This is a genomic window from Streptomyces sp. SAS_272 (assembly GCF_052543235.1).
On the sequence record NZ_JBMNDR010000085.1, the window covers coordinates 15,143 to 40,857 of the forward strand.

Annotated in this window: 22 protein-coding genes and 1 pseudogene; 12 read left to right on the plus strand and 11 right to left on the minus strand. The window is 73.0% G+C overall.

Going from position 1 to position 25,715, the window contains the following annotated elements; genetic code table 11:
* Positions 1–69: 69 nt before the first annotated feature.
* Positions 70–675, minus strand: a complete 606-nt coding sequence (locus tag ACN6LD_RS34065) for a hypothetical protein (RefSeq protein WP_319191612.1) — start codon at positions 673–675, stop codon at positions 70–72.
* 282 nt (positions 676–957) lie between these two features.
* On the opposite strand from ACN6LD_RS34065, the gene ACN6LD_RS34070 reads away from it, so the two are divergent.
* The 4 genes from ACN6LD_RS34070 (at position 958) to ACN6LD_RS34085 (ending at position 4,467) form a co-directional block, all read left to right on the plus strand.
* Positions 958–1,812 carry a bifunctional methylenetetrahydrofolate dehydrogenase/methenyltetrahydrofolate cyclohydrolase gene (locus tag ACN6LD_RS34070; RefSeq protein ID WP_445045179.1) on the plus strand — a complete coding sequence of 285 codons (855 nt, stop codon included), beginning with the start codon at positions 958–960 and terminating at the stop codon, positions 1,810–1,812.
* Positions 1,813–1,837: 25 nt separating this feature from the next.
* Positions 1,838–2,383 (plus strand): DUF3017 domain-containing protein, encoded by a 546-nt coding sequence (locus ACN6LD_RS34075; protein WP_445045192.1) that lies wholly within the window; start codon positions 1,838–1,840, stop codon positions 2,381–2,383.
* Positions 2,384–2,608: 225 nt separating this feature from the next.
* Positions 2,609–3,067: a helix-turn-helix domain-containing protein gene (locus ACN6LD_RS34080; RefSeq protein WP_319191607.1), complete on the plus strand. Its 459-nt coding sequence runs from the start codon at positions 2,609–2,611 to the stop codon at positions 3,065–3,067.
* A gap of 410 nt (positions 3,068–3,477) precedes the next feature.
* Positions 3,478–4,467 (plus strand): malate dehydrogenase, encoded by a 990-nt coding sequence (locus ACN6LD_RS34085; RefSeq protein WP_319191605.1) that lies wholly within the window; start codon positions 3,478–3,480, stop codon positions 4,465–4,467.
* Between the two features lie 278 nt (positions 4,468–4,745).
* Here the strand turns inward: ACN6LD_RS34085 and ACN6LD_RS34090 are convergent.
* Positions 4,746–4,946, minus strand: a pseudogene (locus ACN6LD_RS34090) (Scr1 family TA system antitoxin-like transcriptional regulator); the annotation flags it as partial.
* Positions 4,947–5,272: 326 nt separating this feature from the next.
* On the opposite strand from ACN6LD_RS34090, the gene ACN6LD_RS34095 reads away from it, so the two are divergent.
* The 5 genes from ACN6LD_RS34095 (at position 5,273) to ACN6LD_RS34115 (ending at position 12,431) form a co-directional block, all read left to right on the plus strand.
* On the plus strand, positions 5,273–6,811 hold the full coding sequence (locus tag ACN6LD_RS34095; RefSeq protein WP_445045180.1) for an aldehyde dehydrogenase family protein: 1,539 nt from the start codon (positions 5,273–5,275) through the stop codon (positions 6,809–6,811).
* Positions 6,812–6,883: 72 nt separating this feature from the next.
* A complete protein-coding gene (locus ACN6LD_RS34100) occupies positions 6,884–8,413 on the plus strand; it encodes a GMC family oxidoreductase (RefSeq protein ID WP_445045181.1) in 1,530 nt (509 codons plus the stop codon).
* Positions 8,413–9,504 (plus strand): quaternary amine ABC transporter ATP-binding protein, encoded by a 1,092-nt coding sequence (locus ACN6LD_RS34105; protein WP_445045182.1) that lies wholly within the window; start codon positions 8,413–8,415, stop codon positions 9,502–9,504. Before ACN6LD_RS34100 ends, ACN6LD_RS34105 begins: the two co-directional genes overlap by 1 nt.
* Before the next feature lies 1 nt (position 9,505).
* Positions 9,506–11,473, plus strand: coding sequence for an ABC transporter permease (locus ACN6LD_RS34110; protein ID WP_445045183.1), 1,968 nt, complete (start codon positions 9,506–9,508; stop codon positions 11,471–11,473).
* Position 11,474: 1 nt separating this feature from the next.
* On the plus strand, positions 11,475–12,431 hold the full coding sequence (locus ACN6LD_RS34115; protein ID WP_445045184.1) for an ABC transporter substrate-binding protein: 957 nt from the start codon (positions 11,475–11,477) through the stop codon (positions 12,429–12,431).
* Positions 12,432–12,476: 45 nt separating this feature from the next.
* On the opposite strand, the gene ACN6LD_RS34120 is transcribed toward ACN6LD_RS34115, so the two are convergent.
* Both ACN6LD_RS34120 and ACN6LD_RS34125 read right to left on the minus strand, forming a co-directional pair.
* Positions 12,477–13,214 carry an isocitrate lyase/PEP mutase family protein gene (locus tag ACN6LD_RS34120; protein ID WP_445045185.1) on the minus strand — a complete coding sequence of 246 codons (738 nt, stop codon included), beginning with the start codon at positions 13,212–13,214 and terminating at the stop codon, positions 12,477–12,479.
* Positions 13,215–13,251: 37 nt separating this feature from the next.
* Complete coding sequence (locus ACN6LD_RS34125) at positions 13,252–13,872, minus strand: carboxymuconolactone decarboxylase family protein (RefSeq protein WP_445045186.1); 621 nt, start codon at positions 13,870–13,872, stop codon at positions 13,252–13,254.
* 47 nt (positions 13,873–13,919) lie between these two features.
* Here ACN6LD_RS34125 and pdxR point away from each other — a divergent pair, with 47 nt between their 5' ends.
* Both pdxR and ACN6LD_RS34135 read left to right on the plus strand, forming a co-directional pair.
* On the plus strand, positions 13,920–15,347 hold the full coding sequence (pdxR, locus tag ACN6LD_RS34130) for a MocR-like pyridoxine biosynthesis transcription factor PdxR (protein WP_319191590.1): 1,428 nt from the start codon (positions 13,920–13,922) through the stop codon (positions 15,345–15,347).
* A 33-nt stretch (positions 15,348–15,380) separates the two neighbouring features.
* On the plus strand, positions 15,381–15,866 hold the full coding sequence (locus ACN6LD_RS34135) for a carboxymuconolactone decarboxylase family protein (protein ID WP_445045187.1): 486 nt from the start codon (positions 15,381–15,383) through the stop codon (positions 15,864–15,866).
* Positions 15,867–16,034: 168 nt separating this feature from the next.
* Here ACN6LD_RS34135 and ACN6LD_RS34140 read toward each other — a convergent pair whose 3' ends face one another.
* The 7 genes from ACN6LD_RS34140 to ACN6LD_RS34170 all read right to left on the minus strand — a co-directional run bounded on the left by ACN6LD_RS34140 (position 16,035) and on the right by ACN6LD_RS34170 (position 25,198).
* Positions 16,035–16,829 carry an aminotransferase class IV gene (locus tag ACN6LD_RS34140; protein WP_319191621.1) on the minus strand — a complete coding sequence of 265 codons (795 nt, stop codon included), beginning with the start codon at positions 16,827–16,829 and terminating at the stop codon, positions 16,035–16,037.
* Between the two features lie 74 nt (positions 16,830–16,903).
* Positions 16,904–18,091, minus strand: a complete 1,188-nt coding sequence (locus ACN6LD_RS34145) for an FAD-dependent monooxygenase (RefSeq protein WP_319191619.1) — start codon at positions 18,089–18,091, stop codon at positions 16,904–16,906.
* A 14-nt stretch (positions 18,092–18,105) separates the two neighbouring features.
* On the minus strand, positions 18,106–19,674 hold the full coding sequence (locus tag ACN6LD_RS34150) for a class I adenylate-forming enzyme family protein (RefSeq protein WP_319191586.1): 1,569 nt from the start codon (positions 19,672–19,674) through the stop codon (positions 18,106–18,108).
* A gap of 41 nt (positions 19,675–19,715) precedes the next feature.
* Positions 19,716–21,374 carry an AMP-binding protein gene (locus tag ACN6LD_RS34155; RefSeq protein WP_445045188.1) on the minus strand — a complete coding sequence of 553 codons (1,659 nt, stop codon included), beginning with the start codon at positions 21,372–21,374 and terminating at the stop codon, positions 19,716–19,718.
* Positions 21,371–23,548, minus strand: coding sequence for an aminodeoxychorismate synthase component I (gene pabB, locus ACN6LD_RS34160; protein ID WP_319191583.1), 2,178 nt, complete (start codon positions 23,546–23,548; stop codon positions 21,371–21,373). Before pabB ends, ACN6LD_RS34155 begins: the two co-directional genes overlap by 4 nt.
* A 30-nt stretch (positions 23,549–23,578) precedes the next feature.
* Positions 23,579–24,163, minus strand: a complete 585-nt coding sequence (locus tag ACN6LD_RS34165) for a hypothetical protein (protein WP_319191581.1) — start codon at positions 24,161–24,163, stop codon at positions 23,579–23,581.
* Positions 24,164–24,349: 186 nt separating this feature from the next.
* Complete coding sequence (locus ACN6LD_RS34170; protein ID WP_319191617.1) at positions 24,350–25,198, minus strand: DMT family protein; 849 nt, start codon at positions 25,196–25,198, stop codon at positions 24,350–24,352.
* Between the two features lie 131 nt (positions 25,199–25,329).
* Between ACN6LD_RS34170 and ACN6LD_RS34175 the strand changes: the two genes are divergently transcribed.
* Positions 25,330–25,698: a hypothetical protein gene (locus tag ACN6LD_RS34175; protein ID WP_445045189.1), complete on the plus strand. Its 369-nt coding sequence runs from the start codon at positions 25,330–25,332 to the stop codon at positions 25,696–25,698.
* The last annotated feature ends 17 nt before the right edge of the window (positions 25,699–25,715 follow it).

Below are 25,715 nucleotides of genomic sequence, written 5' to 3' on the forward strand. Positions count from 1 at the left end.
GGCAGCATGCCGGACCGCCCGTCTCCTTGTGTCGCGCCGTCCCCGCTCGCGGCGACACCGCGCCCGCGGTCAGTAGCGCGGGCGGTTGAACCAGGCTCCGCCGCTGATCATCGCGGAGAGGATGATGCCGCCGAAGGCGAGCGAGATGACGCCGCCGAACGTGCCCGAACCACCGGCGCCGTTCACGATGTTGGCGAGGCTGCCCAGGATCATCAGCGAGCTGTACACGATCGTGGTGACGCGGATGCCGCCGCGGCCCGACTTGAACTTGACGCCCAGGAAGATCGACAGGCTGCCCAGCGCCAGCATGAGCAGCGCGACCGCGACCGCGATGCCGGTCGCCGTGCTGCTGTCGTCGCCGGAGCCGAACGCGTTGGACGCGTCCTGCGTGGCGCCGGCCAGGATGCCGATGAACACGCCGGCCAGGAACTGGAAGCCGGCGACGATGAACAGCAGCACCCGGGCGGTCTTCACCATTCCGGGCATCTCCTGCGGGACGCCGTAGCCGTACCCCTGGGGGACGGGCGGGGCCTGCGGGTAGCCGTAGCCGGGCTGGCCCTGGGGAGCGGTGGGGTAGCCGTAGCCGGGCTGCTGGGGCGGCGGGCCCTGCGGGGGGTAGCCGGGCGGCTGGCCCTGCGGCGGGCCGTAGGGGTTGTTCGGGTCGCCGAAACTCATGGCGGTCCTTCCTCCGTTGCGTTCGAGTGCGGGGACGCGCGGCCTGGCTCGGAGGAAGGTTCTACAGATGCGGTTCGTCCCCCCGGTACTGCCCGCGGCACTGTGCCGTCAATCGTTCTGCAATGGCCGGTTTGTTGTCCAGCCGCATTCCGCGGCAAAGAGGATGTGTTGTGCAAGTGCAACATCAACGATCACGTCCGCACACCTGACGGCCCCACCCGTCGCCCCCGTACGGGTTCCCCGGATTGGAACCGGGAGGCCGTCATCCGCGAGGATGGGACCATGACCGCCCAGATTCTCGATGGCAAGGCCACCGCAGCCGAGATCAAGTCCGATCTGACCGCCCGAGTGGCGGCGCTGAAGGAGAAGGGCGTGACGCCCGGACTCGGCACGATCCTCGTCGGCGCCGATCCCGGCAGCCAGAAGTACGTGGCCGGCAAACACCGTGACTGCGCCGAGGTCGGCATCGCCTCCATCCAGCGCGAACTGCCGGAGACGGCCACCCAGGAGGAGATCGAGGCGGTCGTCCGCGAACTGAACGACGACCCGTCCTGCACCGGCTACATCGTGCAACTGCCGCTGCCCAGGGGTATCGACGAGAACCGGATCCTGGAGCTGATGGACCCGTCGAAGGACGCCGACGGCCTGCACCCGATGAACCTCGGCAGGCTGGTCCTGGGCGAGCCCGCCCCGCTGCCCTGCACCCCCAACGGCGTGCTCACGCTGCTGCGCCGGTACGGCGTCGAGATCAAGGGCGCCGAGGTCGTGGTCGTCGGCCGCGGCGTCACCATCGGCCGTCCGATGCCGCTGCTGCTGACCCGGCGCAGCGAGAACGCGACGGTGACGCAGTGCCACACCGGCACCAGGGACCTCTCGGCGCACCTGAAGCGGGCCGATGTCATCGTCGCCGCCGCCGGCTCCGCCCACCTGATCCGGGCGGAGGACGTCAAGCCGGGCGCGGCCGTGCTCGACGTCGGCGTCTCCCGCAGCGCGGAGGGGAAGATCGTCGGCGACGTCCACCCGGACGTCCGCGAGGTGGCCGGCTGGATCTCCCCGAACCCCGGCGGGGTGGGCCCGATGACCCGCGCCCAGCTGCTCGTCAACGTGGTCGAGGCGGCGGAGCGCAGTGTCGGCTGACCACGTCTTTGGAAAGGCCGACGACATGGACGGCGCCGACGGTCGTAGCGCCGCTGGGGTCGAGGACGGGGTCGACGGCGGGGTCGGCGACGCCGTGGACCGCGGGGTCGACGGCGGTGACGGCGACGGCATCGAGGTGCGGGATCCGATCAGCGCGCCCGACGCCGACGGCGTGCCGCGTCGCACCACCCGCCGCTTCCCCAAGTTCACCCGGGACACCGCGCGTCCCGAGGGCGGCGGGCGGGCCGCGCCCGGCGACGCGCTGGCCGCCCGGCAGTGGCCGATCATCGTGGTGCTGGGCATCGTCGCGCTCGGCCTGCTGGTGACCGCTCTCGACGTGTTCCGGGTCGGCACGATCCTGATCGGCGTCGGACTGCTGACCGGCGCGGTCCTGCGCTGGACGCTGCCCGGCGTCGGCATGCTCGCGGTGCGCTCCCGCTTCACCGACATCGTGACCTACGGGGTGCTCGGCACGGTCATCGTCCTGCTCGCGTTGATGGCGCAGCCCAGTCCGTGGCTGCAGATCCCGTTCCTCAAGGACACCCTGCACTTCACGGTCAGCAGCAGCTGACGGCACGCGACCGGCGGCCCGTCCTCATCCCCCGAGAAGGACGGGCCGCCGACGTGTGCCACGTTCTCGCATCGTGAACGGCCTGTTCAACAGCTGTCCGAACGCTGTGGCACGGAAGTGACCGTTCCGCTGTCGTGTGCGCGCCCCGCCACAGCAGCCCCGGCCGGGGAACCGACCGGCGGCTCCGCGTCGTCCCCTCAACGAACCGAAGGGAAGGTGGGCGGGATGGGCGCCTGGCAGCCGCTGCCGGACGGGCTGCCGTCGGAGGTACGGCACTTCGTGGAACAGTTGCGGCAGCTCAAGGACGGTACGGGCCTCAGTCTTGCCGCGCTCGGCGCGCGCACCGCGTACAGCAAGTCCTCCTGGCAGCGCTATCTCAACGCCGTCCAGCCGCCGCCCCGCCAGGCCGTCGCCGCGCTGTGCCGGGTCGCGGGACTGGCCGGAGCGGATGCCGAACGGCACGTCGTCCGCTGGGAGTTGGCGGTCGAGGCCTGGCCGCGGCCCGCTCCCGCCGACCCGGCCGAGGCCTACCACGAGGATCCGACGGTGCCCTGGTGGGACCGTCTGGAGGAGCCCGCTCCGCAGGGCGCGCCCGGACCGGCCGGACGGCTCCTGCTCTACGCGGCCCTGCTCCTGCTGGCGTTGCTGCTCGCGGCCGTCGCAGGCGCGGTCGCCTTCGGCTGAGCCGCATCCGTCGCGACGGCCGTGCGCGGTGCCGGCCTCGGGCCCGACGGGCCGCACGCCCTGAGACGAGTCCGGGCGGAACCGGCCGGAAAAAATGCCGCCGCACAGGAATAGCCGCCTCCGCTCCGGGAAGGCGAACCGGTACCCCCACGGGAGTCCGGCACGACCCGGCACCCCCACACGGCGGTCGCCGATCCCCCTCTCCCGGACCGGCGGCCGCCGCTTCGTGCGGGTCTCCCGTACGCCGAGGGGCACTCTGTGAAGCGGGCCACACAACCCCGGACGTCCGGCATCCCGGATGCGCGATAGCCTGACCGCTGATCGGATCTCTTGATACCAAGAGATCGATCATTTGTACGTCCCACCCGGGGCAGGGACGCCCCACCGACAGCTGTCATACGGAGAACGCCATGACCCGCACTCCCGTGAACGTCACCGTGACCGGCGCGGCCGGCCAGATCGGTTACGCCCTGCTCTTCCGCATCGCCTCCGGCCAGCTGCTCGGCGCGGACGTGCCGGTCAGGCTGCGCCTGCTGGAGATCACCCCGGCGCTCAAGGCCGCCGAGGGCACCGCCATGGAGCTGGACGACTGCGCGTTCCCGCTGCTCCAGGGGATCGACATCACCGATGACGCCGACGTCGCCTTCGACGGCGCCAACGTGGCCCTCCTCGTCGGCGCCCGCCCGCGCACCAAGGGCATGGAGCGCGGTGACCTCCTCGAGGCCAACGGCGGCATCTTCAAGCCCCAGGGCAAGGCCATCAACGACCACGCCGCGGACGACATCAAGGTCCTCGTCGTCGGCAACCCGGCCAACACCAACGCCCTGATCGCCCAGGCCGCCGCGCCGGACGTACCGGCCGAGCGCTTCACCGCGATGACCCGCCTCGACCACAACCGCGCGCTGACCCAGCTCGCGAAGAAGACGGGCTCGACGGTCGCCGACATCAAGCGTCTGACCATCTGGGGCAACCACTCCGCCACCCAGTACCCGGACATCTTCCACGCCACGATCGCCGGCAAGAACGCCGCCGAGGTCGTCAACGACGAGAAGTGGCTGGCCGAGGACTTCATCCCGACCGTCGCCAAGCGCGGCGCGGCCATCATCGAGGCCCGTGGCGCGTCGTCCGCGGCGTCGGCCGCCAACGCCGCCATCGACCACGTCCACACCTGGGTCAACGGCACCGCCGAGGGCGACTGGGCCTCCATGGGCATCCCGTCGGACGGCTCCTACGGCGTCCCGGAGGGCCTGATCTCCTCCTTCCCGGTCACCGTGAAGGACGGCGTCTATGAGATCGTCCAGGGCCTGGACGTCAACGAGTTCTCCCGCGCCCGCATCGACGCGTCGGTGCAGGAGCTGGCGGAGGAGCGCGAGGCGGTTCGCGCACTCGGCCTGATCTGAGCCTGAACACCAGCGATCCCCGGACGGTCCGACCGTCCGGGGATCGCTCGCGTTCCGCTCCGTGTTCCGCTCCGCTCGAGGGCGCTGACGAAGCGCGCCCAGGCGCCGAGCCCGAAGAGGACCGCTCCGCGTCCGGGGTCCTTGCTGTCCTGGACCGGGACGACGGCCGGAACGTGATCGGGGGGACTTCGAGGCACCCGCCCCGCCGTCCGGGTTGTCGTAGCTGGACCTGCGCCAGGCGGACTTGCGCCAGGCGGACCTGCGCCTGGTGACGTTGCTCAGGTCGGTGGCTCGCACGGCACTTCCTCCGACGTTCGCATGATGAACTCTCGTGACTCGGCCGGGGAAAGCGCCGGGTCGCGCATCGCATCGTCACGCCGGAGAAGTTGCTCAACTGCTCGGATTTCCTCGACCGGTTCACCCCGGTGAGCGGTCTCCGCGTACGCCACGGTGATGCCGTCCGGCAGTCGGAAGAACATCGTGCAGCCGCAGTCCCCTCCGCGAAGCGTTTGCGGGGCTGTCGGCTGCGGCCGGTGACCACTCGTCTCGCGGGCATGGGGCGTCCCCTTCGCGACTCTGCGTCGCCGCAGTGGGCACGGCGAGTGATTCAACTGTCTGTAGAGTTCGGCCCGCTCGGTCATCCCGATACTATTTGTCCGCTTATGCGAGCAAGTTCCGTGACCCGAGGCACTTTCGGCCGCGAATTGCGCATGCAATCCGGGACCGGGGGCAGGTGGACGCGGTCCCCCGTGTGACCCGGGGGTGACACAGGGGGACGGAACAGGAACGGAAGGCAACGCCGATCATGGCCGACAGGACCGAACCGCTGCACACGCCGGAGCTGCGAGAGCACCGGACGATTCACTCGGGCGGAGAGTGGCTGGAAGCAGTCTCCGGAGCCACCCGCGAGATCATCGACCCCGCGGACGGACGCCCCTTCGCCGTGGTCGCCGAAGGCGACGAGAAGGACACCGACCTGGCGGTCGCGGCCGCCCGTGCCGCCTTCGACGAGGGCGCGTGGCCGCGCACCCCCGCCGTCGAGCGCGCGGCCCTGCTGTACCGCGTCGCCGACCTCCTCGTCCGCGACCGCGAACGGCTCGGCCTGCTGGAGAGCCGGGACGCGGGCAAGACGCTCGAAGAGGGCCGCGTCGACATCGACTGCGTCGCCGACGCCTTCCGCTACTTCGCCGGTCTGGTGGCCGCCGAGTCGTCGGGCCGGGTGGTGGACGCGGGATCGGCCGACGTCCACAGCGTCGTCGTCCACGAGCCGGTCGGCGTGTGCGCGCTGATCACGCCCTGGAACTATCCGCTGTTGCAAGCGAGTTGGAAGATCGCTCCGGCGCTGGCCGCCGGCAACACGTTCGTCGTCAAGCCGAGCGAGATCACGCCGCTGACCACGGTCGCGCTGATCGGCCTGCTCGCCGAGGCGGGGCTTCCGGCCGGCGTCGCGAACATCGTCACCGGCCCCGGGCACACGGTCGGCGCCCGGCTCGCCGAACACCCCGACGTCGACCTGGTGTCGTTCACCGGCGGCCTGGTCAGCGGCACGAAGGTCGCGCAGGCGGCCGCCCCGACCGTCAAGAAGGTCGCCCTCGAACTCGGCGGCAAGAACCCCAACGTGGTCTTCGCCGACGCCTGCGCCACCGACGAGGGCTTCGACACCGCCGTCGACCAGGCCCTCAACGCGGCCTTCATCCACAGCGGCCAGGTCTGCTCGGCGGGCTCCCGGCTCATCGTCGAGGAGTCCGTCCGCGACCGCTTCGTCGACGAACTCGCCCGCCGGGCCGGGAAGATCCGGCTGGGGCGCGGCACCGAGGACGGCGTCGAGTGCGGACCGCTCGTCTCCGAGCAGCAGCGCGCCAAGACCGAGGAGTACGTGGCCTCCGCGCTCGCCGAGGGCGCGGTGCTGCGCTCCGGCGGCAGGCGGCCCGAACCCTCCCCGGAGCGGCCCGAGTCGGGCTTCTTCTACGAGCCCACCGTCCTCGACCGCTGCCACCGAGAGATGCGCGTCGTGCGGGAGGAGGTCTTCGGGCCGGTCCTCACCGTCGAGACCTTCCGCACCGAGGACGAGGCCGTCGCCCTCGCCAACGACACCGAGTACGGCCTCGCCGGCGGCGTCTGGACCTCCGACGCGGGCCGCGCGCGGCGGGTCGCCGGCCGGCTGCGCCACGGCACCGTCTGGATCAACGACTTCCATCCCTATCTGCCGCAGGCGGAGTGGGGCGGCTTCGGCAAGAGCGGCGTGGGCCGCGAACTCGGCCCGGCCGGACTCGCCGAGTACCGCGAGGCCAAGCACGTCTACCAGAACCTCGCGCCCAAGCCCGTCCGCTGGTTCGCGGGCTGACCCACCCGCAGGCCCCGCCGCCCGCCCCGAACGCACTTCGCACAGACTTCGCACGCCCCTGGAGTACCCCCCATGCCACAGACCTCACCTGTCTATGACTACGTGATAGTCGGAGGCGGAACCGCCGGTTCCGTCATCGCCTCCCGACTGACCGAGAACCCCGAGACCACCGTCGCCGTCATCGAGGGCGGCCCCAGCGACGTCGGCCGCGACGACGTCCTCACCCTGCGCCGCTGGACGGGTCTGCTCGGCGGCGAACTCGACTACGACTACCCGACCACCGAGCAGCCGCGCGGCAACTCCCACATCCGGCACAGCCGGGCCCGCGTCCTCGGCGGCTGCTCCTCCCACAACACGCTCATCGCGTTCAAGCCGCTGCCCTCCGACTTCGACGAGTGGGAGGCGGCCGGCGCCGACGGCTGGGGCGCGGTCCCCATGGAGGCGTACTACGCGCGCCTGCTGAACAACATCGTCCCGGTCGACGAGAAGGACCGCAACGCCATCGCCCGCGACTTCGTCGACGCCGCGCGGCAGGCGACCGGAGTGCCCCGCGTCGAAGGCTTCAACAGCAAGCCCTTCGACGACGGCGTCGGCTTCTTCGACCTCGCCTACCACCCCGAGACCAACAAGCGGTCGTCCGCCTCCGTCGCCTACCTCCACCCGGTGATGGACGAACGGCCCAACCTCACCATCCTCCTGGAGACCTGGGCGCACCGGCTGGAGCTGGACGGCGCCCACGCGCGGGGCGTGCACGCACGCACCAAGGACGGCGAGGAGATCCTCGTCCGCGCCCGGCGCGAGGTCGTGCTCTGCGCCGGCGCGATCGACTCGCCCCGGCTGCTGCTCCACTCCGGCATCGGCCCCAAGGCCGACCTGGACGCGCTCGGCATCCCCGTCGCCCACGACCTGCCCGGCGTCGGCGAGAACCTGCTCGACCACCCCGAGTCGGTCATCGTCTGGGAGACCCACGGGCCGCTCCCGGAGAACTCCGCGATGGACTCCGACGCCGGACTGTTCGTGCGCCGCGACCCCGAGCACCGGGGTCCCGACCTGATGTTCCACTTCTACCAGGTCCCCTTCACCGACAACCCCGAGCGGCTCGGCTACGAACGCCCCGCGCACGGCGTGTCGATGACCCCCAACATCCCCAAGCCGAAGTCCCGCGGACGGCTCTTCCTGCAGAGCGCCGACCCGGCCGTCAAGCCCGCCCTGGACTTCCGCTACTTCACCGACGAGGACGACTACGACGGCCGCACCCTCGTCGACGGCATCCGCATCGCCCGCGAGATCGCGAAGACCGAGCCGCTGGCCGGCTGGCTCAAGCGCGAGGTCGCCCCCGGCCCGCACCTCACGGGCGACGAGGAGCTGAGCGAGTACGCGCGCAAGGTCGCGCACACCGTCTACCACCCGGCCGGCACCTGCAGGATGGGCGCCGCCGACGACGAACTCGCCGTCGTGGACCCCCAGTTGCGAATCCGTGGAATGGAGGGCATCCGCATCGCGGACGCCTCCGTGTTCCCGACCATGACAGCCGTGAACCCGATGATCGGCGTGCTGATGGTCGGCGAACGGGCCGTGGACCTGATCGGAGGCGATGCCTGATGAGCACCGACACCAGTACCGACACGACCGCCCACACGACCATCGAGGAACGCCCGCCGGTCTTCTCGGTGGACGGCCTGTGGAAGGTGTTCGGCCCCAAGGCCGAGACCGTCCCCGGCGACCCCGAACTGACCTCCCTGCCCCCCGCCGAGCTCCGCTCCCGCACCGGCTGCACCGCCGCCGTCCGGGACGTCTCCTTCGACGTGCGCAAGGGCGAGGTCTTCGTCGTCATGGGCCTGTCCGGCTCCGGCAAGTCCACCCTCGTGCGCTGTCTGACCCGGCTGATCGAGCCGACCGCCGGCAGCATCGCCATCGAGGGCGAGGACGTCCGCGCCATGGACAAGAACCGGCTGCGTGAACTGCGCCGGCACCGGGCCGCGATGGTCTTCCAGCACTTCGGCCTGCTCCCGCACCGCACCGTCGTCGACAACGTGGCCTACGGCCTGGAGATCCAGGGCGTCGGCAGGTCCGAGCGCCGCGCCCGGGCCAGGCAGGTCGTCGAGAAGGTAGGCCTGGAGGGCATGGAGCACCGCAGGCCCAGCGAGCTGTCCGGCGGGCAGCGCCAGCGCGTCGGACTGGCCCGCGCGCTCGCCGTGGACCCCGAGGTGCTGCTCTTCGACGAGCCGTTCAGCGCCCTCGACCCGCTGATCCGGCGCGACATGCAGGAGGAGGTCGTCCGGCTGCACCAGGAGGAGGGCCGCACGATGGTCTTCATCACCCATGACCTCAGCGAGGCCCTGAAACTCGGCGACCGCATCGCCCTGATGCGCGACGGCAGGGTGGTGCAGCTCGGCACCCCGGAGGAGATCGTCGGCTCGCCCGCCGACGACTACGTCCGCGAGTTCGTCCGCGACGTCCCGCGCGAGCAGGTCATGACGGTCCGCAGGGCCATGCGGGCCGGCGAGTGCGGCGGCCCCGGCCACCCGGGCGCGATCGCCGCCGACGCGGTGGTCGCCGAGGCGATCCAGGTCGTGTCGCGCAGCCACAAGCCGGCGTGCGTCGTGGAGGACGGCCGGTGTCTGGGGGTCGTCGATCACGAACGGCTCCTGGACGTCGTGGCCGGAACGGAGCTCCGCAAGGAGGCGGTCTGACATGGCTACGGTCACCGCACCCGCCCCCCGTGTCTCCCTGCCCGGGGTCCTCAAACACCGCTCGGTCGCCAAGCTCGCGCTGCTCGCGCTCGCCGCGGCGGTCCTCGTGCCGCTCGCCGACGCCCAGTGGGCCAGCGGCAGCTGGCCCGCCGCCCTCACCGTCGACCTCACCCAGCCGCTCGGCAAGGCCAGCGACTGGATCATCGACAACCGTGACAGCCACCCGCTGTTCCTCTACGGCTTCGGCTACGTCAGCAACGCGGTCGTGCTCTGCGTGCGGGCCGTCTACCTGGTGCTGCTCGCGGCCGGCTGGGCGGGCGTCACCGCCGCCGCCGCGCTGACCGCCTGGCGGGTCGCCGGAGTGCGACTGGCCGTCGGCACCGCCGTCGCGTTCCTGGCCTGCGGACTGCTCGGCATGTGGATCCCGACCATGCAGACGCTCGCGCTGATGGTCGTCGCGGTCCTCGTGTCGGTCGCCGTCGGCGCCGTGCTCGGCCTCGCCGCCGGACTCTCGGACCGGATGGACCGCATCCTGCGCCCCGTCCTGGACACCATGCAGGTGCTGCCCGCGTTCGCCTACCTGCTCCCGGTCGTCCTGATCTTCGGCATCGGCGTCCCCGCGGCCGTCCTCGCCACCGTCGTCTACGCCGCGCCGCCGATGGCCCGGCTCACCTCGCTCGGCCTGCGCGGCGCCGACAAGGAGGTGCTGGAGGCCGTCGAGTCGCTCGGCGCCACCGCCCGCCAGCGCCTGCTCACCGCGCGCATCCCGCTGGCCCGCAAGGAGCTCCTGCTCGGCCTCAACCAGACGATCATGATGGCGCTGTCCATGGCGGTCATCGCCTCGGTGATCGGCGCGGGCGGCCTCGGCGACCGCGTCTACCAGGCGCTCGCCTCGGTCGACGTCGGCGCGGCCCTCGCCGCCGGCATCCCGATCGTCCTCCTCGCCGTCGTCCTGGACCGGGTCACCGGCGCGGCCGGCGACGGCGAAGGCGACCCCGGCGCCGGACCCCGGCGCGGCGGCCTCTCGCGCCGCGCGGGATGGGCGGCCGCGCTCGCCGCGACCGTCGTCGTCGCGGTCGCCGCACGGCTCGCGGGCCGCCTCGACTGGCCCGACGCCTGGACGCTGAACATCGCCGAGCCGGTCAACCGGGCCGTCGACTGGATGACCGACCACCTCTACTCCGGGGTCCCGGTGATCGGCGGCACCGCCGACTGGGCCGGCCACTTCACCACCTGGGTCCTCGATCCGCTGCGCGACGGCCTCCAGGGCCTGCCCTGGTGGTCGGTGCTGCTGATCGTCGCCGCGCTCGCCTGGGTGATCGGCACGTGGCGCACCGCGCTCACCGCCGTCCTCGCGATGGCCGCGATCGGCGTCCTCGGCGTGTGGAAGCCGTCGCTCGACACGCTGTCGCAGGTCCTCGCCGCGGTCGCCGTCACCCTCGTGCTGGGCTTCGCGACCGGTGTCGCCGCCGCCCGCAGCGACCGCTTCGAACGGCTTCTGCGGCCCGTCCTCGACGTCTTCCAGACGATGCCGCAGTTCGTGTACCTGATCCCGGTCGTGGCGCTGTTCGGCGTCGGCCGCGCGCCCGCCGTGGCCGCCGCGGTCGTCTACGCGCTGCCCGCCGTCGTCCGCATCACGGCGCAGGGACTGCGCCAGGTCGACCCGGCCGCCCTGGAGTCGGCCCGCTCGCTCGGCGCGAGCAGCGGCCAGCAGATCCGCCAGGTACAGCTTCCGCTCGCCCGCCCGGCCCTGCTGCTCGCCCTCAACCAGGGCGTGGTCCTGGTTCTCGCCGTCGTCATCATCGGCGGCCTGGTCGGCGGGGGCGCGCTCGGCTACGACGTCGTCTTCGGCCTCGCCCAGGGCGACCTCGCCACGGGGCTGGTGGCCGGCGCGGCCATCGTCTGCCTCGGCCTGATGCTCGACCGGGTGACCCAGCCCACCGAACGCCGCGCCAAGAAGGGAGCGTGACATGCGCATCCGTACCACCGCGACCGTGGCCGGCGCCTCCGCGCTGCTCCTTCTGACGGGCTGCGGCGCCGCCGACATGACCAAGCAGGCCTCGCCGTTCGCGAACGCGCAGGGCGCCAAGAGCCTCACCCTGTCCGTCCAGTCCTGGGTGGGAGCCCAGGCCAACGTGGCCGTCGCCCAGTACCTCCTGGAACACAAGCTGGGCTACCGCGTCGACACCGTGCAGGTCGACGAGGTGCCCGCCTGGGACGCGCTCAGCCAGGGCCGGGTCGACGCGATCCTGGAGGACTGGGGCCACCCCGAGCAGGAACAGCGCTACGTCAAGGACAAGAAGACGATCACGCCCGGCGGCGACCTCGGCGTGACCGGGCACATCGGCTGGTTCGTGCCGACGTACTTCGCGAAGCAGCACCCGGACGTCACGAACTGGAAGAACCTGAACAAGTACGCGGCGCAGTTCGCCACCGCGGAGAGCGGCGGCAAGGGCCAGCTGATGGACGGCTCGCCCTCCTACGTCACCAACGACAAGGCGCTGGTGAACAACCTGGACCTGGACTTCCAGGTCGTGTTCGCCGGCTCGGAGGCCGCCCAGATCACCCAGATGCGGCAGTTCGCCAAGGAGAAGAAGCCCTTCCTCACCTACTGGTACGCGCCGCAGTGGCTCTTCAAGAAGGTCCCGATGACCGAGGTGAAGCTGCCCGCCTACAAGGAGGGCTGCGACGCCGACCCGGAGAAGGTCGCCTGCGGCTACCCGCACACCCCGCTGCAGAAGTACCTCAACGCCGGCTTCGCGAAGGACGGCGGGAAGGCGGCCGCCTTCCTGAAGAAGTTCAAGTGGACGACCGAGGACCAGAACGAGGTGTCCCTGGCCATCGCCGACCAGAAGATGACTCCGGAGGAGGCGGCGAAGCAGTGGGTGGACGGCCACGCCTCGAAGTGGAAGGCGTGGCTGTCCTGAGCGCGCTCCGCGGGGTGAGCGCGGTGAGCGCGCCGCCCGCCGCCGTTACGCCAGACCGGCGCTGATCTCCCGCAGGGCGGCCGCCGCCCGCCGCTGGAGACCCGGCCCGAACGTGACGCGCGTGGCCCCGAGTTCGCCGAGCCCGGCGGGCGAGGGGCCTTCGCCGTCCACCCGGCCGCCCACGTTGAGCGGGCCCTGGACCCCCGACCGCAGCAGCGGCAGCAGACGGGTCGGCGCGCCGATCGGGTAGACGCAGTCGGCGCCGGCCGCCACGTACAGCGCGGCCCGCTCGATGGCCCGCTCGACGGCCCGTTCGGGGTCGCCGGCGTCGTCGCCGTACTCGAAGACGTCCACGCGCGCGTTCACGAAGAGCAGGCCGCCCGCCTCCGCCCGCACCCGCGCCAGCCACTCGGCGTGCTCCCGCGGATCCTTCAGGACCCCGCCGACGGAGTCCTCCAGATTGCAGCCGACGGCGCCCGTCTCCAGCAGCCGCTCCACCAGTTCCTTCGGCGCCAGCCCGTACCCGTCCTCGACGTCCGCGGACACCGGTACGTCCACCGCCCGCACGATCCGGGCGACCGCCGCGAACATCTCGTCCGCCGGGGTCTGCCCGTCGGCGTACCCGAGGGAGGCGGCGACGCCCGCGCTGGGCGTCGCGAGCGCCGGGAAGCCCGCCTCGGCGAAGACCCGGGCGCTGGCCGCGTCCCACGGGCCGGGCAGGACCAGGGGGTCGCCCGGCAGCCGGCCGTGGTGCAGCCGGCGGAAGTCCTCCGCCTCACTCATGGTGTCCACTCCTCGTGGTCGACGTCGTCCGTCCGGCTCACCTGTGCTGCCCCGGCCGGTAGTGCCCCGGCACCAGCCGGCATGTCACGCCGAACCGGTTCCAGGCGTTGATCACCGTGATCGCGGCGATCAGCTGCGCGAGTGCGGGCTCGTCGAAGTGCTCGGCCGCCCTCGCGTACACCGCGTCCGGCACGAAGCCCTCCGTCAGCACCGTCACCGCCTCGGTCAGCGCCAGCGCCGCGAGCTCCCGCTCCGTGTAGAAGTGCCCCGACTCCTCCCAGGCGCTGAGCTGGACGATCCGCTCGACGCTCTCGCCCGCCGCGAGCGCGTCCTTGCTGTGCATGTCGACGCAGAGCGCGCAGCGGTTGAGCTGCGAGGCCCGGATCTTCACCAGTTCCAGCAGCTTCGGGTCGAGGCCCTTACGGGCGGCGGCGTCGAGCCGGAGCATCGCCTTGTACACCTCGGGGGCGTGCGCGGACCAGTTCAGCCGGGGGGTGTGCTCGGGCGCGCAGTCCGCCCGCTCGCCGGTGGCCGGAGCGGCGGGGGCGCCGGTCGTGGAGCCGGCGGCCGGGCCGGTGGCGGAGATGGTCGTGGGGCTGGTCGTCGGGCTGGTCACCGTGCTCGTCGGGCTGGTCGGGGCGGGTGCGTCGGTCGTCATGACCTCGACCCTAGGTGTCAGGCAGCCCAGGAGTATGGTCCATTTCCATGGCGGAACCATGGGCCACTTTCGGGGTCGACCTGCACGTGGAGCCGACCGGACCGCAGGTGCGGCGGGGCCTGACAGACGGCCTGCGCGAGGCGGTCCGCAGCGGCCGGCTGCCGCCCGGCACCCGGCTGCCCTCCTCCCGCTCCCTCGCGGCCGACCTGGGCGTCGCCCGCAACACGGTCGCCGACGCCTACACCGACCTGGTCGCCGAGGGCTGGCTCACCGCCCGCCAGGGCTCGGGCACCCGGGTGTCCGAACGGCACGTCGTGCCTCCGGCGAACTCGGCCCCCCACCGCCCCGCGGACCACCGGCCCGTCCACGACCTGCGGCCCGGCAGCCCCGACCTCGCGTCCTTCCCGCGCGGCGCATGGCTCAGGGCGGCCCGCCGCGCCCTCGCCGCGGCCCCGTACGACGCCTTCGGCTACGGCGACACGCGAGGCCGGGTGGAACTGCGCACCGCGCTCGCCGGCTACCTCTCCCGCGCCCGCGGGGTGCGCGCCGACCCCGAACGCATCGTGGTGTGCGCCGGGTTCGCGCACGGCCTCAGCCTGCTCGCGAAGGTCCTGCGGGCCCGCCGGGCCCACTCGGTGGCCGTCGAGTCCTACGGCCTGGACGAGCACTGGTGGCTGCTGGCGGCGGCGGGACTGGCCACCACCGCACTGCCGTTCGACGACCGGGGCACGGACCCGGCGGTCGGGTCGACGGACGCCGGCGCGGTCCTGCTCACCCCCGCCCACCAGTTCCCGATGGGCGTGCCCCTGCACCACGACCGCCGGGCGGCCGTCGTGGACTGGGCGCGGCGCACCGGCGGTCTGGTCCTGGAGGACGACTACGACGGCGAGTTCCGCTACGACCGCCAGTCCGTCGGCGCCCTCCAGGGGCTCGACCCCGATCACGTGGTGTACCTGGGCACGGCGAGCAAGTCGCTGGCGCCCGGTCTGCGGCTGGGCTGGATGGTGCTGCCGCCGGGCGTGACCGAGGAGGTGACGGCGGCCAAGGGAGGGGTGGACACCTCCGGGGTCCTCGACCAGCTGACGCTCGCGGAGTTCATCGTCTCGGGCGCGTACGACCGTCATGTGCGGGCCATGCGCACGCGCTACCGCCGGCGCCGTGACGCGCTGGTCGCCGCCCTGGCCGAGCGGGCCCCGGCGATCCGGGTCACGGGCATCGCGGCGGGCCTGCACGCTGTGCTGCGCCTGCCGCCGGGCACGGAGGCTGACGTGGTGCGGGCGGCGGCCCGGCAGGGTCTGGCGGTCGACGGTCTCGCCCCGCGCCATCGGCACGCCGGCGCGGTCGCCGCCCCGCTGGACGCCCTGGTCGTGGGGTACGGCACCCCGCCGGACCATGCGTGGTCCGGCGCGCTGGAGGCCTTGTGCGCCGCTCTTCCGGCCGGTGACAACGGCTCCGGAATTCTTTTTCCCGGATAGATTTCCTGGAATTTCCCGGATACAGTCCCACCCATGACGAACAGTAATTCCGTGTCCCGGGTGGCGCTCAAGAAGACAACCCCCGACGTCTCCGCCGCGATGGGCGCCCTGCACGGCGCCGCGGTTTCCGCCGCGCGCGACGCCAAGGTCGAACCCGAGATCCTGGAGCTGGTCAGGATTCGCGCCTCGCAGCTCAACGGCTGCGCGTTCTGCCTCGACATGCACACCAAGGACGCCCGCGCCGAAGGCGAGACCGAGCAGCGCATCTACGCGCTGAACGCCTGGCGGGAGACCCCCTTCTTCTCTGTACGCGAGCGCGCCGCACTGGCGTTGGCCGAGGCCGTGACCCTGGTGCACGACGGTCACGTGCCGGACGCGGTGTACGCCGAGGCGGCGGAGGTCTTCGACGAGGCGCAGCTCGCCGCGCTGATCTGGGCGGCCACCGTCATCAACGCCTACAACCGCATAGCCGTCGCGACGCGCATGGTTCCGGGCGCCTACCAGCCCGCGAAGAAATAACGAGAATTCCATCAGCCGGCGAAACCGCCGGGGGAATGGCGAGGGAATTCAGGGAAGCGCGGAAATGCGGGCGCCGGCCATATCCTCCGGCGCTCGCATTTCTGTTCCGCGGCTGTCCGTGTCCTCTTCGCCCGTGTCCTTTTCGTCGCTTCCTCTCCGCCCGCTTCCTCACGCCCGGGGCAGCGGCTCGCTCTGCGCTTCCAGCCACCGCCGCCATTCCGCCGCCCGCACCGCCGGACCGGGGGTGAGCGGACCTCCCGCCCAGGCCGTCACGGGGCGGATGCCGTGCAGCGCGTTCGCCAGCCACACCTCCCGGCCGTCCAGCTCTGCGGGCGTCCGCTCGCGGTGCGCGACCCGGACGCCGAGGCGGTGGGCCCGTTCCTGGATCAGCTGACCGGTCACCCCGGCCAGCACCGGCAGCCTGGGCGGCGGCAGACACAGCGTGTCGTCCTCCCACCACAGGACGCTCGCGGTGGCCGCCTCCAGCACGGCGCCGGAGGGCGCGACCAGCACCGCCTCCGTCGCGCCCGCACCGGACGCCCGGCGGCGCACCCGGGCCAGCGCGTCGAGGTCGGGCCCCTTGCGACGCGGCATGGTCCGCGGATCGGGCTGGCCCGCGGCCCAGACCCGGACGTCCGGCTCGAGTTGCGGGGCGTGCCGCAACAGCAGCCGCAACTCCAGCGAACCGGCGGCGAGTTCCACCCGGGGGAACCAATCGCCGGACCGCGGCAGGGCGGCCGTCATGTCCCGCCAGAACTCGACAAGTCGGCGCAGCGGCGGACCGCTGCACTCGCCGCAGGCCCGCAGGAACCGTTCCCGGTGCCGTTCGAGACCGCGCACCCGGCCGTCGCGGACCAGCCACGAGTCCGCGACGAGCAACCGCCCGCCGGCCTCGGCAGCGGGCGCCAGCCCTCCGGCCGACGTCCACCCCGACAGCCCCTCCACCGTCGCCGCCTGCGTCATCCTGTGCGCCATCGTCCGCGCCATCGCCTGCGTCATCGTCTGCGTCATCGTCTGTTCCTCTCCGGACGTCCCGCTCAGTACTTGCCGGCCGCCGCCGGCGCGCCGTCCCGGGGCCCGTACGGCGCGTGCTCCAGCCATGACCCGCACGAGGGCAGCACCGGTGCGAGGGCCGCCGCCGCCCGCTGCCGGAGCCGTACGGTCCGGCGCCGGGGGCGCAGATGCTCCAGCGCGAGCCCAGCGGCGGCGCTGTTGAACAGCCCCGCCGTCCGACGCGTCCCGGCGAACTCCTCGACGGCCCGGTCCGTGCCGGCGGCGACGGCCCCGGCCGCCGCGACCGCGTCGGCGATGCCGCTGTTCATGCCGCGCGCCCCGAACGGCGGGAACAGGTGCGCCGCCTCGCCGACGAGCAGCGCCCGTCGGTGCGGATCGGTGTACGACGCGGCGACCTTGCGCAGGAAGCGGTACGTCGACACCCACAGGATGCGGCGGTCGTACCCGTCGCCGACGATCGCCGGCAGCCATTTTCGTACGGCTTCCTCGGTGCCGAAGGCCTCCTGCGCGTCGTCGTCGCGGCACTGCAGGTCGACCTGGAAGCCCCCGGTGAACGGCACCCGCATCACGCTGCGGCCGCCCACCCCCGGGTGCTCGTAGTGGAAGACGCGCTCCAGCGGCAGTTCGGCGCCGGGCACGTCGGCCACGTCCACGACGACGTGGAAGCCCTCGCCGCGCACGCCCTCCATGGCGATGCCCAGAGCACGCCGGACCGCCGAGCGCGCCCCGTCGGCGGCGACCACGTGCCCGGCGCGCCACTCCCGCCCGTCCTCGCCGCTCAGCACGGCCCCGTCCGGGGTGGTGCGCACGTCCGTGACGCGCGCCCCCCACACGAACTCGACCCCCGCCCGTGCGCAGGCGGCGCGCAGGAACCGCTCGGTGTCCACCTGCCGCAGGCTGGTGAAGGGCGGCAGCGCCGTCGAAGGGCCGGACCGGGGCGGGAACGTGCGGGCGTACACCTCGCGGCCCCGGTACAGGGTCCGCCGGGTGTGCCAGGTGCGTCCGTAGGCGGTGATCTCGGCGGCCAGCCCCGGAGCCGCCCCGTCGAGCAGCGCGAGGGTCTCGCGGTGCACGAACAGAGCGCGGCTGCCCGGCCGTTCGCGGTCCTCGGGATCCGCCTCCAGCACCAGCGCCGGCAGGCCGTGCGCGCGCAGCGCGAGCGCCGCCGACAGACCGACGGGGCCCGCGCCCACGACGACGGCCGGGTTCACGACGACGGCCGGGTTCACGCGTGCACGCCCCGCGGCGTCCCGGTCAGCATGCGGGTGATCTCCACCCGCTTCACCTTCCAGGTCGCCGTCATCGGCAGCTCCTCGAACCGCCACTGCCGCGGCTCGGCCATCGCGGGCAGATCGGCCGTGGCCGCCCGCCAGCGCTCCGCATCGAGCGGTCGCTCGCCCCGCACGCACACCACCGGCACCGGCTCCCGGTCCGCGCCGGGCACGATGACCACCTCGCGCAGCTCCTCCAGCCGTTCCATCAGCGCGTCCTCCACCTCCAGGCTGCTGTGCACGGCGTCGATCCGGTCGATCTCACGGTCGATCAGACGCAGTGCGCCCAGCCGGTTCAGGACGCCCATGTCGCCCATCTGCCACCACCCGTCGTCGAGCTGGCGCTCGTACTGCGCCCGCGCTCCGAGGTAGGTGAGGATGCGCCCCCGGGTGCGCGCCTCGATACGGCCGGGCGTGCCGGGCGCGACGGGTCTGCCGTCGGGGCCGGTGATCCGCAGCCGGGTGAAGCCGGGGATGCCCGTTCCGACCCGGCGGCCGTCCGCCCGCTGCGCGCTGCGCCGGGTGAACCACTGGACCGCTACCGGCCCCGTCTCGCTCTGCCCGTACAGCTGGACCAGCCAGGGCGCACGGCGTTTCGACGCGCCCAGCAGCCGGCGCACGGTGCGCGGGTGGATCGCGTCGAACGTGGACCCGTACGACTTCACCCGGGACAGCGGGGCGCCGGGCGCGTCGGCCAGCTCCTCCCACAGCACGAACGTGTTGGGGTGGGTCTCGACGATGCCGGGCCGGTGACGGACCAGCAGCGGCCGTACGGCGGCCGGGTCCGGGTCGGTGATCAGCACGAGCGGGCTGCCGAAGCGCAGCAGGACGCCGAGCAGGTGGTAGAAGCGCGAGTGCACGAACGACATGTGCAGCGCGGCCGTCTCGCCGCGGGTGGGCCAGCCCATCGCCTGCTGCGGGACCAGCCGGTTCCACATGGTGTTCGGGCAGTGCACGGCCAGCTTGGGGACGCCGGTGGTGCCGGAGCTGTGGGTGATCAGCGCGGGCTCGCGGGGGTGCAGCCGCACGGGCGCGGGAGGCCCGTCGCAGGCGAACCCGCCCAGCGGCTCGGCGCCGGGCGCGTCGTCGACGGACAGCGTCCGCCGCACATGGACGTCGACGCCCTTCAGCGGACCTTCCAGCTTGGCTCGGTCGGTGATCAGCCAGGGCTCCCGGAGCCGCTCCAGCAACTGCCCGACGACCGGGCCCGCGAGGCCGGGCGAGAGCAGCACGGGGACCGCTCCGATACGGGAGATCGCGCAGGTCAGCAGGATGACGTCGACGTTGTCCGTCTTGTGCAGGGCGACCTGCTCGGAGGGCCGTACCCCGGCCGACCACAGCCGGCCCGACAGCTCCTCGACCACGTCGGCGAGGACCGTGTAGTCGAGGTCGACGCCGAGGCCGGGATGGGTGTCCAGCGGCCGGTCCAGGGTGACGAACACGGCGCCGTGCCGGTCGGCCGCCCGCCGGAACAGCGGGCCCAGATAGAACCCGCGGTCGGCGAGGAGGCGTTGCTGCGACATATGACTGTTCCCTTCGGCCGAGCGGCAGGGACCCGCGGGGGTCACCACGCCCCCTGGCGGACCAGATGGCGGCGGAGTTTTCCGGTGGCGGTGCGCGGCAGGGACGTCACGAAGCTGACGCTCCTCGGCACCTTGAAGGCGGCGAGCCGGTCGCGCGCCAGGGCGAGGAGGTCGTCCTCGAGACCGGCGGAGACCGGGCCGGCGGGGACCACGAAGGCGCGCAGCCGGCTGGAGCCGCGCCCGTCCATGACGGCGGCGACCGCGACCTCGCGCACCGCCGGACGGGTCCGCAGCACGGCCTCCACCTCCAGCGGGGAGACGGTGATCCCGCCGACCATCTCCATGTCGTCGGTGCGGCCCAGATGCCGGTAGGAGCCGTCCGGCTCGCGGCGGGCCCGGTCGTGGGTGGCGAGCCAGCCGCCGACCAGGGTGCGTCCGGTCTCCTCCGGCCGGTTCAGATAGCCGGACGTCAGCGTCGGCCCGCGTACCCACATCTCGCCTTCCGCGCCGTCCGGCACCGGCCGCCCGGCCCGGTCGCGCAGCTCCACCTCGAACCCCGGCACGGGACGCCCGACGGTGCCGGGACGGTCGTGGCCGAGGCTGTTGGCGCAGAAGGCGTGACCGGCTTCGGTGGAGCCGATCTGCTCCAGCACCGGCGCGCCGAGCAGTTCGGCGACCCGGACGCCGAGCCCGTCCGGCAGGCCCTCGCCGGCCGACACCGCGGCGCGCACCGAGGCGAAGCAGTCCCCGTGCCCGCTGCCCCGGTCGGCGACCAGCGCCGCGTACGCCGACGGCACCGAGTAGAGGAGGGTGACACGGTGCCGGGCGACGAGCTCGTCGACGGCGGCGGGCGTCGGACGCCGGTCCACCAGGACGGCGGACGACCCGGAGAACAGCGGGAAGGCGAAGGCGTTGCCGAAGCCGTACGCGAAGTACAGCTTCGACACCGACAGGGTGACGTCCTCCTCGGTGATCCCGAGCAGCCGCCGGCCGATCAGGTCGTGGTAGGCCTTCGGGTCGCCGTGCGCGTGCACCACGCCCTTCGGACGGCCCGTGGTGCCGGAGGTGTACTGCACGTACAGCGGCGTGTGCGCGTCGACCGGACGGACGGCGGCCGGCTCGGCGGCGGGGGCCAGCGCGAGGAGCTCGTCGGCGCCGAGCCGGGCCCGGCCGGCGAAGCGGTCCTCCAGCCCCGGTCCCGTCAGGCAGAGCGCTGCCTCGCTGTCCTCGGCCATGAACGCGTGCTCGGCGGCGGGCAGTTCGGGATTGACCAGGACGGCGACGGCGCCGAGCCGGGCCACGCCGAGGAAGGCCGCCACCCACGCCATGCCGTCGGGCAGCGCGAGCACCACCCGGTCTCCGGCCCGCACCCCGTGGCCCGCGAGCACCCCGGCCGCCCGTGCCCCGATGTCGTGCACCTCGCCGTGGGTCCAGCGCCGGTGCCCCTGGTGGAACGCGGCCCGCCCGGACCAGCCCCGCCGCTCGGCGAGGTCGGCCAGCTGCGCGGCGAGGTTGCCGGGGACGTCGCCGTCCCGCCTCGCCCGGGGCACGGCCGAGGCGCGCGGAGCCGGCGCGTCGGGGGACGCCGTCGTGACCCGGGGAGCCGCCGTGGGCCGAGGAGCCGGCGTGGGCCGGGGTGCCGCCGTGGGCCGGGGAGCCGGCGTGGGCCGGGGTGCCGCCGTGGGGCGTCGCGTCGTCATCGGGAGGCCTCCTCGGCGGCGGCGGGGCCGGGCTGCGGGGCCGCGGCGCCGCCCTCGGCGTCCTCCCGCAGGGCCCGCATCTGCGCGGCCGTCTTCAGCAGCATCTCGTCGTACTCGGCGGCCGGATCGGAGTCGAGGACGATCGCGCCCCCCGCGCCCAGCTGCATCGAGCCGTCGGCGATGACCGCGGTGCGGATGACGATGTTCAGGTCCGCGCCGCCGCTGCAGCCCAGATAGCCGAGCGCGCCCGCGTACACGCCGCGCGCCTGGGTCTCCAGTTCGTCGATGATCTCCATCGTGCGCAGCTTCGGCGCGCCCGTCATCGAGCCGCCGGGGAAGCAGGCGCGCACGCAGTCCACCGCGTCGGCGCCCTCGCGCAGCCGTCCCTCCACGGTGGAGACGAGCTGGTGCACGGTCGGGTACGTCTCGGCGGCCATGAGCCGGGAGACCCGCACGGTGCCGGTCCGGCAGATCCGACCCAGGTCGTTGCGCAGCAGGTCGACGATCATCAGGTTCTCGGCGCGCGTCTTGGCGTCGGCCGCGAGCGCGTCCCGCAGCCGGGCGTCCTCCAGCGGATCGGCGCCGCGCGGCGCGGTGCCCTTGATGGGCTTGGCCTCGGCGACCCCGTCCCGGGTGATCCGCAGGAACCGCTCCGGCGAGGAACCGGCCACGTCGAGGTCGCCGAGTCGCAGGAAGGCCGCGTAGGGGGCGGGGTTGACGCGGCGCAGCGTCCGGTAGAAGGCGAGGGCGTCGGCCGGTGCGGGTAACCGCGCGGCGTCGGTCAGGCAGACCTCGTAGCTGACTCCCTCGGCGAGCGCCCGCCGGCAGGCCGCGATGTCCGCGAGGTAGGTCTCGCGGTCCCGCACCAGCCACGGCTCGACGGCCCCGAGGTCCGCCTGCGCCGACGGCCCGGGGGCCGGCGCCGGCGTCCGGTCGGACTCCGCGGGCAGCGAGGTGAGCCGGGCCAGCGTGCTCTCGAGCCAGTCGGCGGCCTCCAGGGCGGCCTGCGGGGTGTCCTCGGCCAGGCAGACGGCGTAGGTGAAGCCCGTCTGGTGGTCCACCGCGACCAGCCGGTCGGCGAACAGCCAGCAGGCGTCCGGGACGGCGGAGCGGTGCCGGTTCGGGGAGCCGCAGTCGGCCTTCGTCTCGTAGCCGAAGTAGCCGACGTAGCCGCCGGTGAAGTCGAAGGGCAGCCCGGTGGCGTCGACCCGGCGGCTCGCGAGCTGCCGCTTGAGGTAGTCGAAGACGCTCGCCCGGACCTTGCGCGTCGGCCGTCCGGCCCGCTCGATCTCGCAGCGCCCGGCCTCCACGTCGTACCGGACGAACTCGGCGAGGGGGCCGCTGTCGTCGCCGAAGAACGAGAAGCGGGACAGGCCGCGCTCGACCCGGGCGCTGTCCAGCCAGAACGCCCGGGGCGAGTCGGCGTGCAGCCGGGTGAAGGCGGCCTCCGCGTCGATCGCCACAGCGATGCGGCGGGTGTGCAGCCGGTAGGCGGGGCCGCCCGCCCGGCGCGGGCCGGGGACGGTCACCCTCTGCCGCGGCATCGCGGCGGCCGCGGGCGTGACCGCGGTGTTCTTCGTCCGCGTCTTGCGCGCCCGCTCGGCCGTGAGGTTGCGGAAGTTCACCAGCATCCGGTGGCCGTACTCGGTGAGCACCGACTCCGGGTGGAACTGCACGCCCCACAGCGGCCGTTCACGGTGCCGCAGACCCATCAGGACGCCGTCCTCCGCCCAGGCCGTGGCCTCCAGCGAGTCGGGCAGCGGCTCGCGCACGGCCAGCGAGTGGTAGCGGACGGCGGTGAAGTTCTGGGGCAGCCCCTGGAACAGGTCCCGCTCGTCGTGCCGGACGGCCGACAGATGCCCGTGCCGGGGCTGCGGGGCGGCCGACACCAGGCCGCCCTCTCCGAGCGCGATGCCCTGGTGGCCGAGGCAGACGCCGAGCACCGGCAGCGGGGACTCGGCCAGCACGCGGGCGCTGATGCCGAAGTCACGCGCCTTCGCCGGATGCCCGGGACCGGGCGACACCACCACGTTGTCGAACGCGGTGAGGTCGGGGACGGCGTCCGCCGGGGCGTCGTTGAGGATCACCACCGGCTCCTCGCCGTTGACCTCGGCGATCAGCTGGAAAAGGTTGTACGTGTACGAGTCGTAATTGTCGATGAGCAGGGTTTTCACCCGCCCACCTCCCTAGGGTCGTTCTCTGGCCTACGCGGTGCGTTTGTGGCGACCGCGGAGTGCCTGGAGCGGTGGATACAGCCATTTCTTGAAGAAACGCTGGAGGCGGGGCATGAGAATCCAGGTGACGAGGGCCGTCACGCAGAGACATAACAGCAGCGTGCGCACGAAAGGATTGAGTCCGCCGAGATAGGGAAGCACAATGATATTGAAGAGGAGCACCGGCGGGAAAACGGCGCTCATATTCACGAACCACAACTTCCATTTCGACGGCGGGCCCGGCGGGGCAGGCGGCTTCGGCGCGGGCGCCTGGGCGTCGAACCACGCTTTCGCCCCCCGCACGCTTCGGCGGTCCGTCTGCCGGGCGATGCCGTGCGCCCGGGCGTCCCACCGCACCCGGGCGGCCGATTCCTCCCAGGCGCGCGCCGCGCCTTCGCTGACGAAGCGATAGACCACATGCCATTCCGCCCCTTCGTCGACGAGCACACCACCTCCCAGGAATCCGGGCTGCTGTGCGCTCGCGCCCAACATGCCCCACCCCCAGGAATGAAAGTCGGCCTCTCGGCCCGGCACCACGTGATAAGCGGTGGTGACGGTGACGGGATTACTGGTCACACCGTCGAGTACGCGCCAGAGAGCGCTTGCGTTCACAGGTTCTTCAAACTTTCACGACTGTCACCCGCTGTCCGAAAAGAGGCTTTCGACGGGTCTCGTCACCCCTGCGGACGGAATCGAAAAGAAAAAGAACGGCTGCGCATCCGGTTGATCACCGGACGGGCAGCCGAGGTCATGCGGAGACCTTCATTCCGAAGGCGACGCCGTTTCCGGCGCCTCCCCGAACCGGGCGAGCGCCAGCGCGCCCGCGACGGCGACCGCGAAGCCCAGCACGGCCAGCCACGCCAGCCCCTCCCGGGTGCGGTCGCCCAGCCACACCACGCCCACCAGCGCCGGCCCGATCGTCTCCCCGATCACCATCCCCGCCGTGGCCGTCGTCACCGACCCCCGCTGCAGGGCCGTCGTCAGCAGCAGGAACGCGGCCCCGCCGCCCAGCAGCAGCGCGTACAGGGCCGGATCGGTCAGCAGCTCCACGGGGGACACCGAGTCGATCAACCGCACCGCCACCTCCACCACCCCGAACCCGCACCCCGCGCCGAGGCCCAGCACCAGCGGCCGTCCCCGCTCCGGCAGCCGCCCGCCGACCAGCCCCAACAGCAGCATCGCGACGGCCGCGCCGAGCATCGCCCACGGCAGGGCCGCCGGCCCGCTCTCCTCGCCCTCCGCGCCGGATGCCAGCCCCAGCATCGCGAGCCCCGCGCACACCACCGCCACGGCCGCCCACTCGATCCGGCTCAGCCGTACGTGCAGCAGTCGCGCGGCGACCACCGCCGTCACCGCGAGGCTCGACGCGAGGGCCGCCCCCACGGCGTAGATCGGCACCGACCGCAGCGCGACGATCTGGAACACGAAGCCCAGCCCGTCCAGCCCCAGCCCCGCCAGATACCGCCACTGCCGCACGGCCCGCAGCAGCAGCGCCGCGTCCCCGCCGCGGCCGCTCCCGGCGCCGCCCTCGGCGGCCGCCGCCCGCGCCGCCATCGCCTGCAACACCGTCGCCGCACCGAAGCAGACCGCCGCGCCGAGCGCGCACACCATTCCCAAGAGCACGAAACGGACTGTAGGCGAGCGGGCCGCCCGCGGGCCGCCTTCGGGCGCTCCCACCCCCATGTCTAGGCTGTCGACCGGAAATCGCCGTACGGGCGATGCGCACAGGGGGAGACACGGACATGGCGGAAACGCGTCGACGACTTCGTTCGGGCACGGTCGTGCTCGGAGGCGTGGGGCTGCTCGCCACCGCCCTCACCGCCTGCTCCTCCGACCCCGACAAGCGCTGCGTCGACCGCGACAGCTACACCCTCGCCAAGGGGTACAAGGTCGTCGCCGACAAGAACTGCAAGTCCTCCAAGAGCACGTCGAACGGCGTCTGGTACTACGGCGGCAAGAAGCAGGGCTCCTGGGTCGACGGCGGCTCCCTGAGCAAGCCGGGCAAGGGCTCCGGCGGTTCCGGCGGGTCGAGCAGCGGCGGCGGCGTCGACCGCGGCGGCTTCGGCGGGGACGGCGACAGCGGCAGCCACAAGGGCAGCTCCGGCGGCTGAGCCCCCGCCCCCCGACC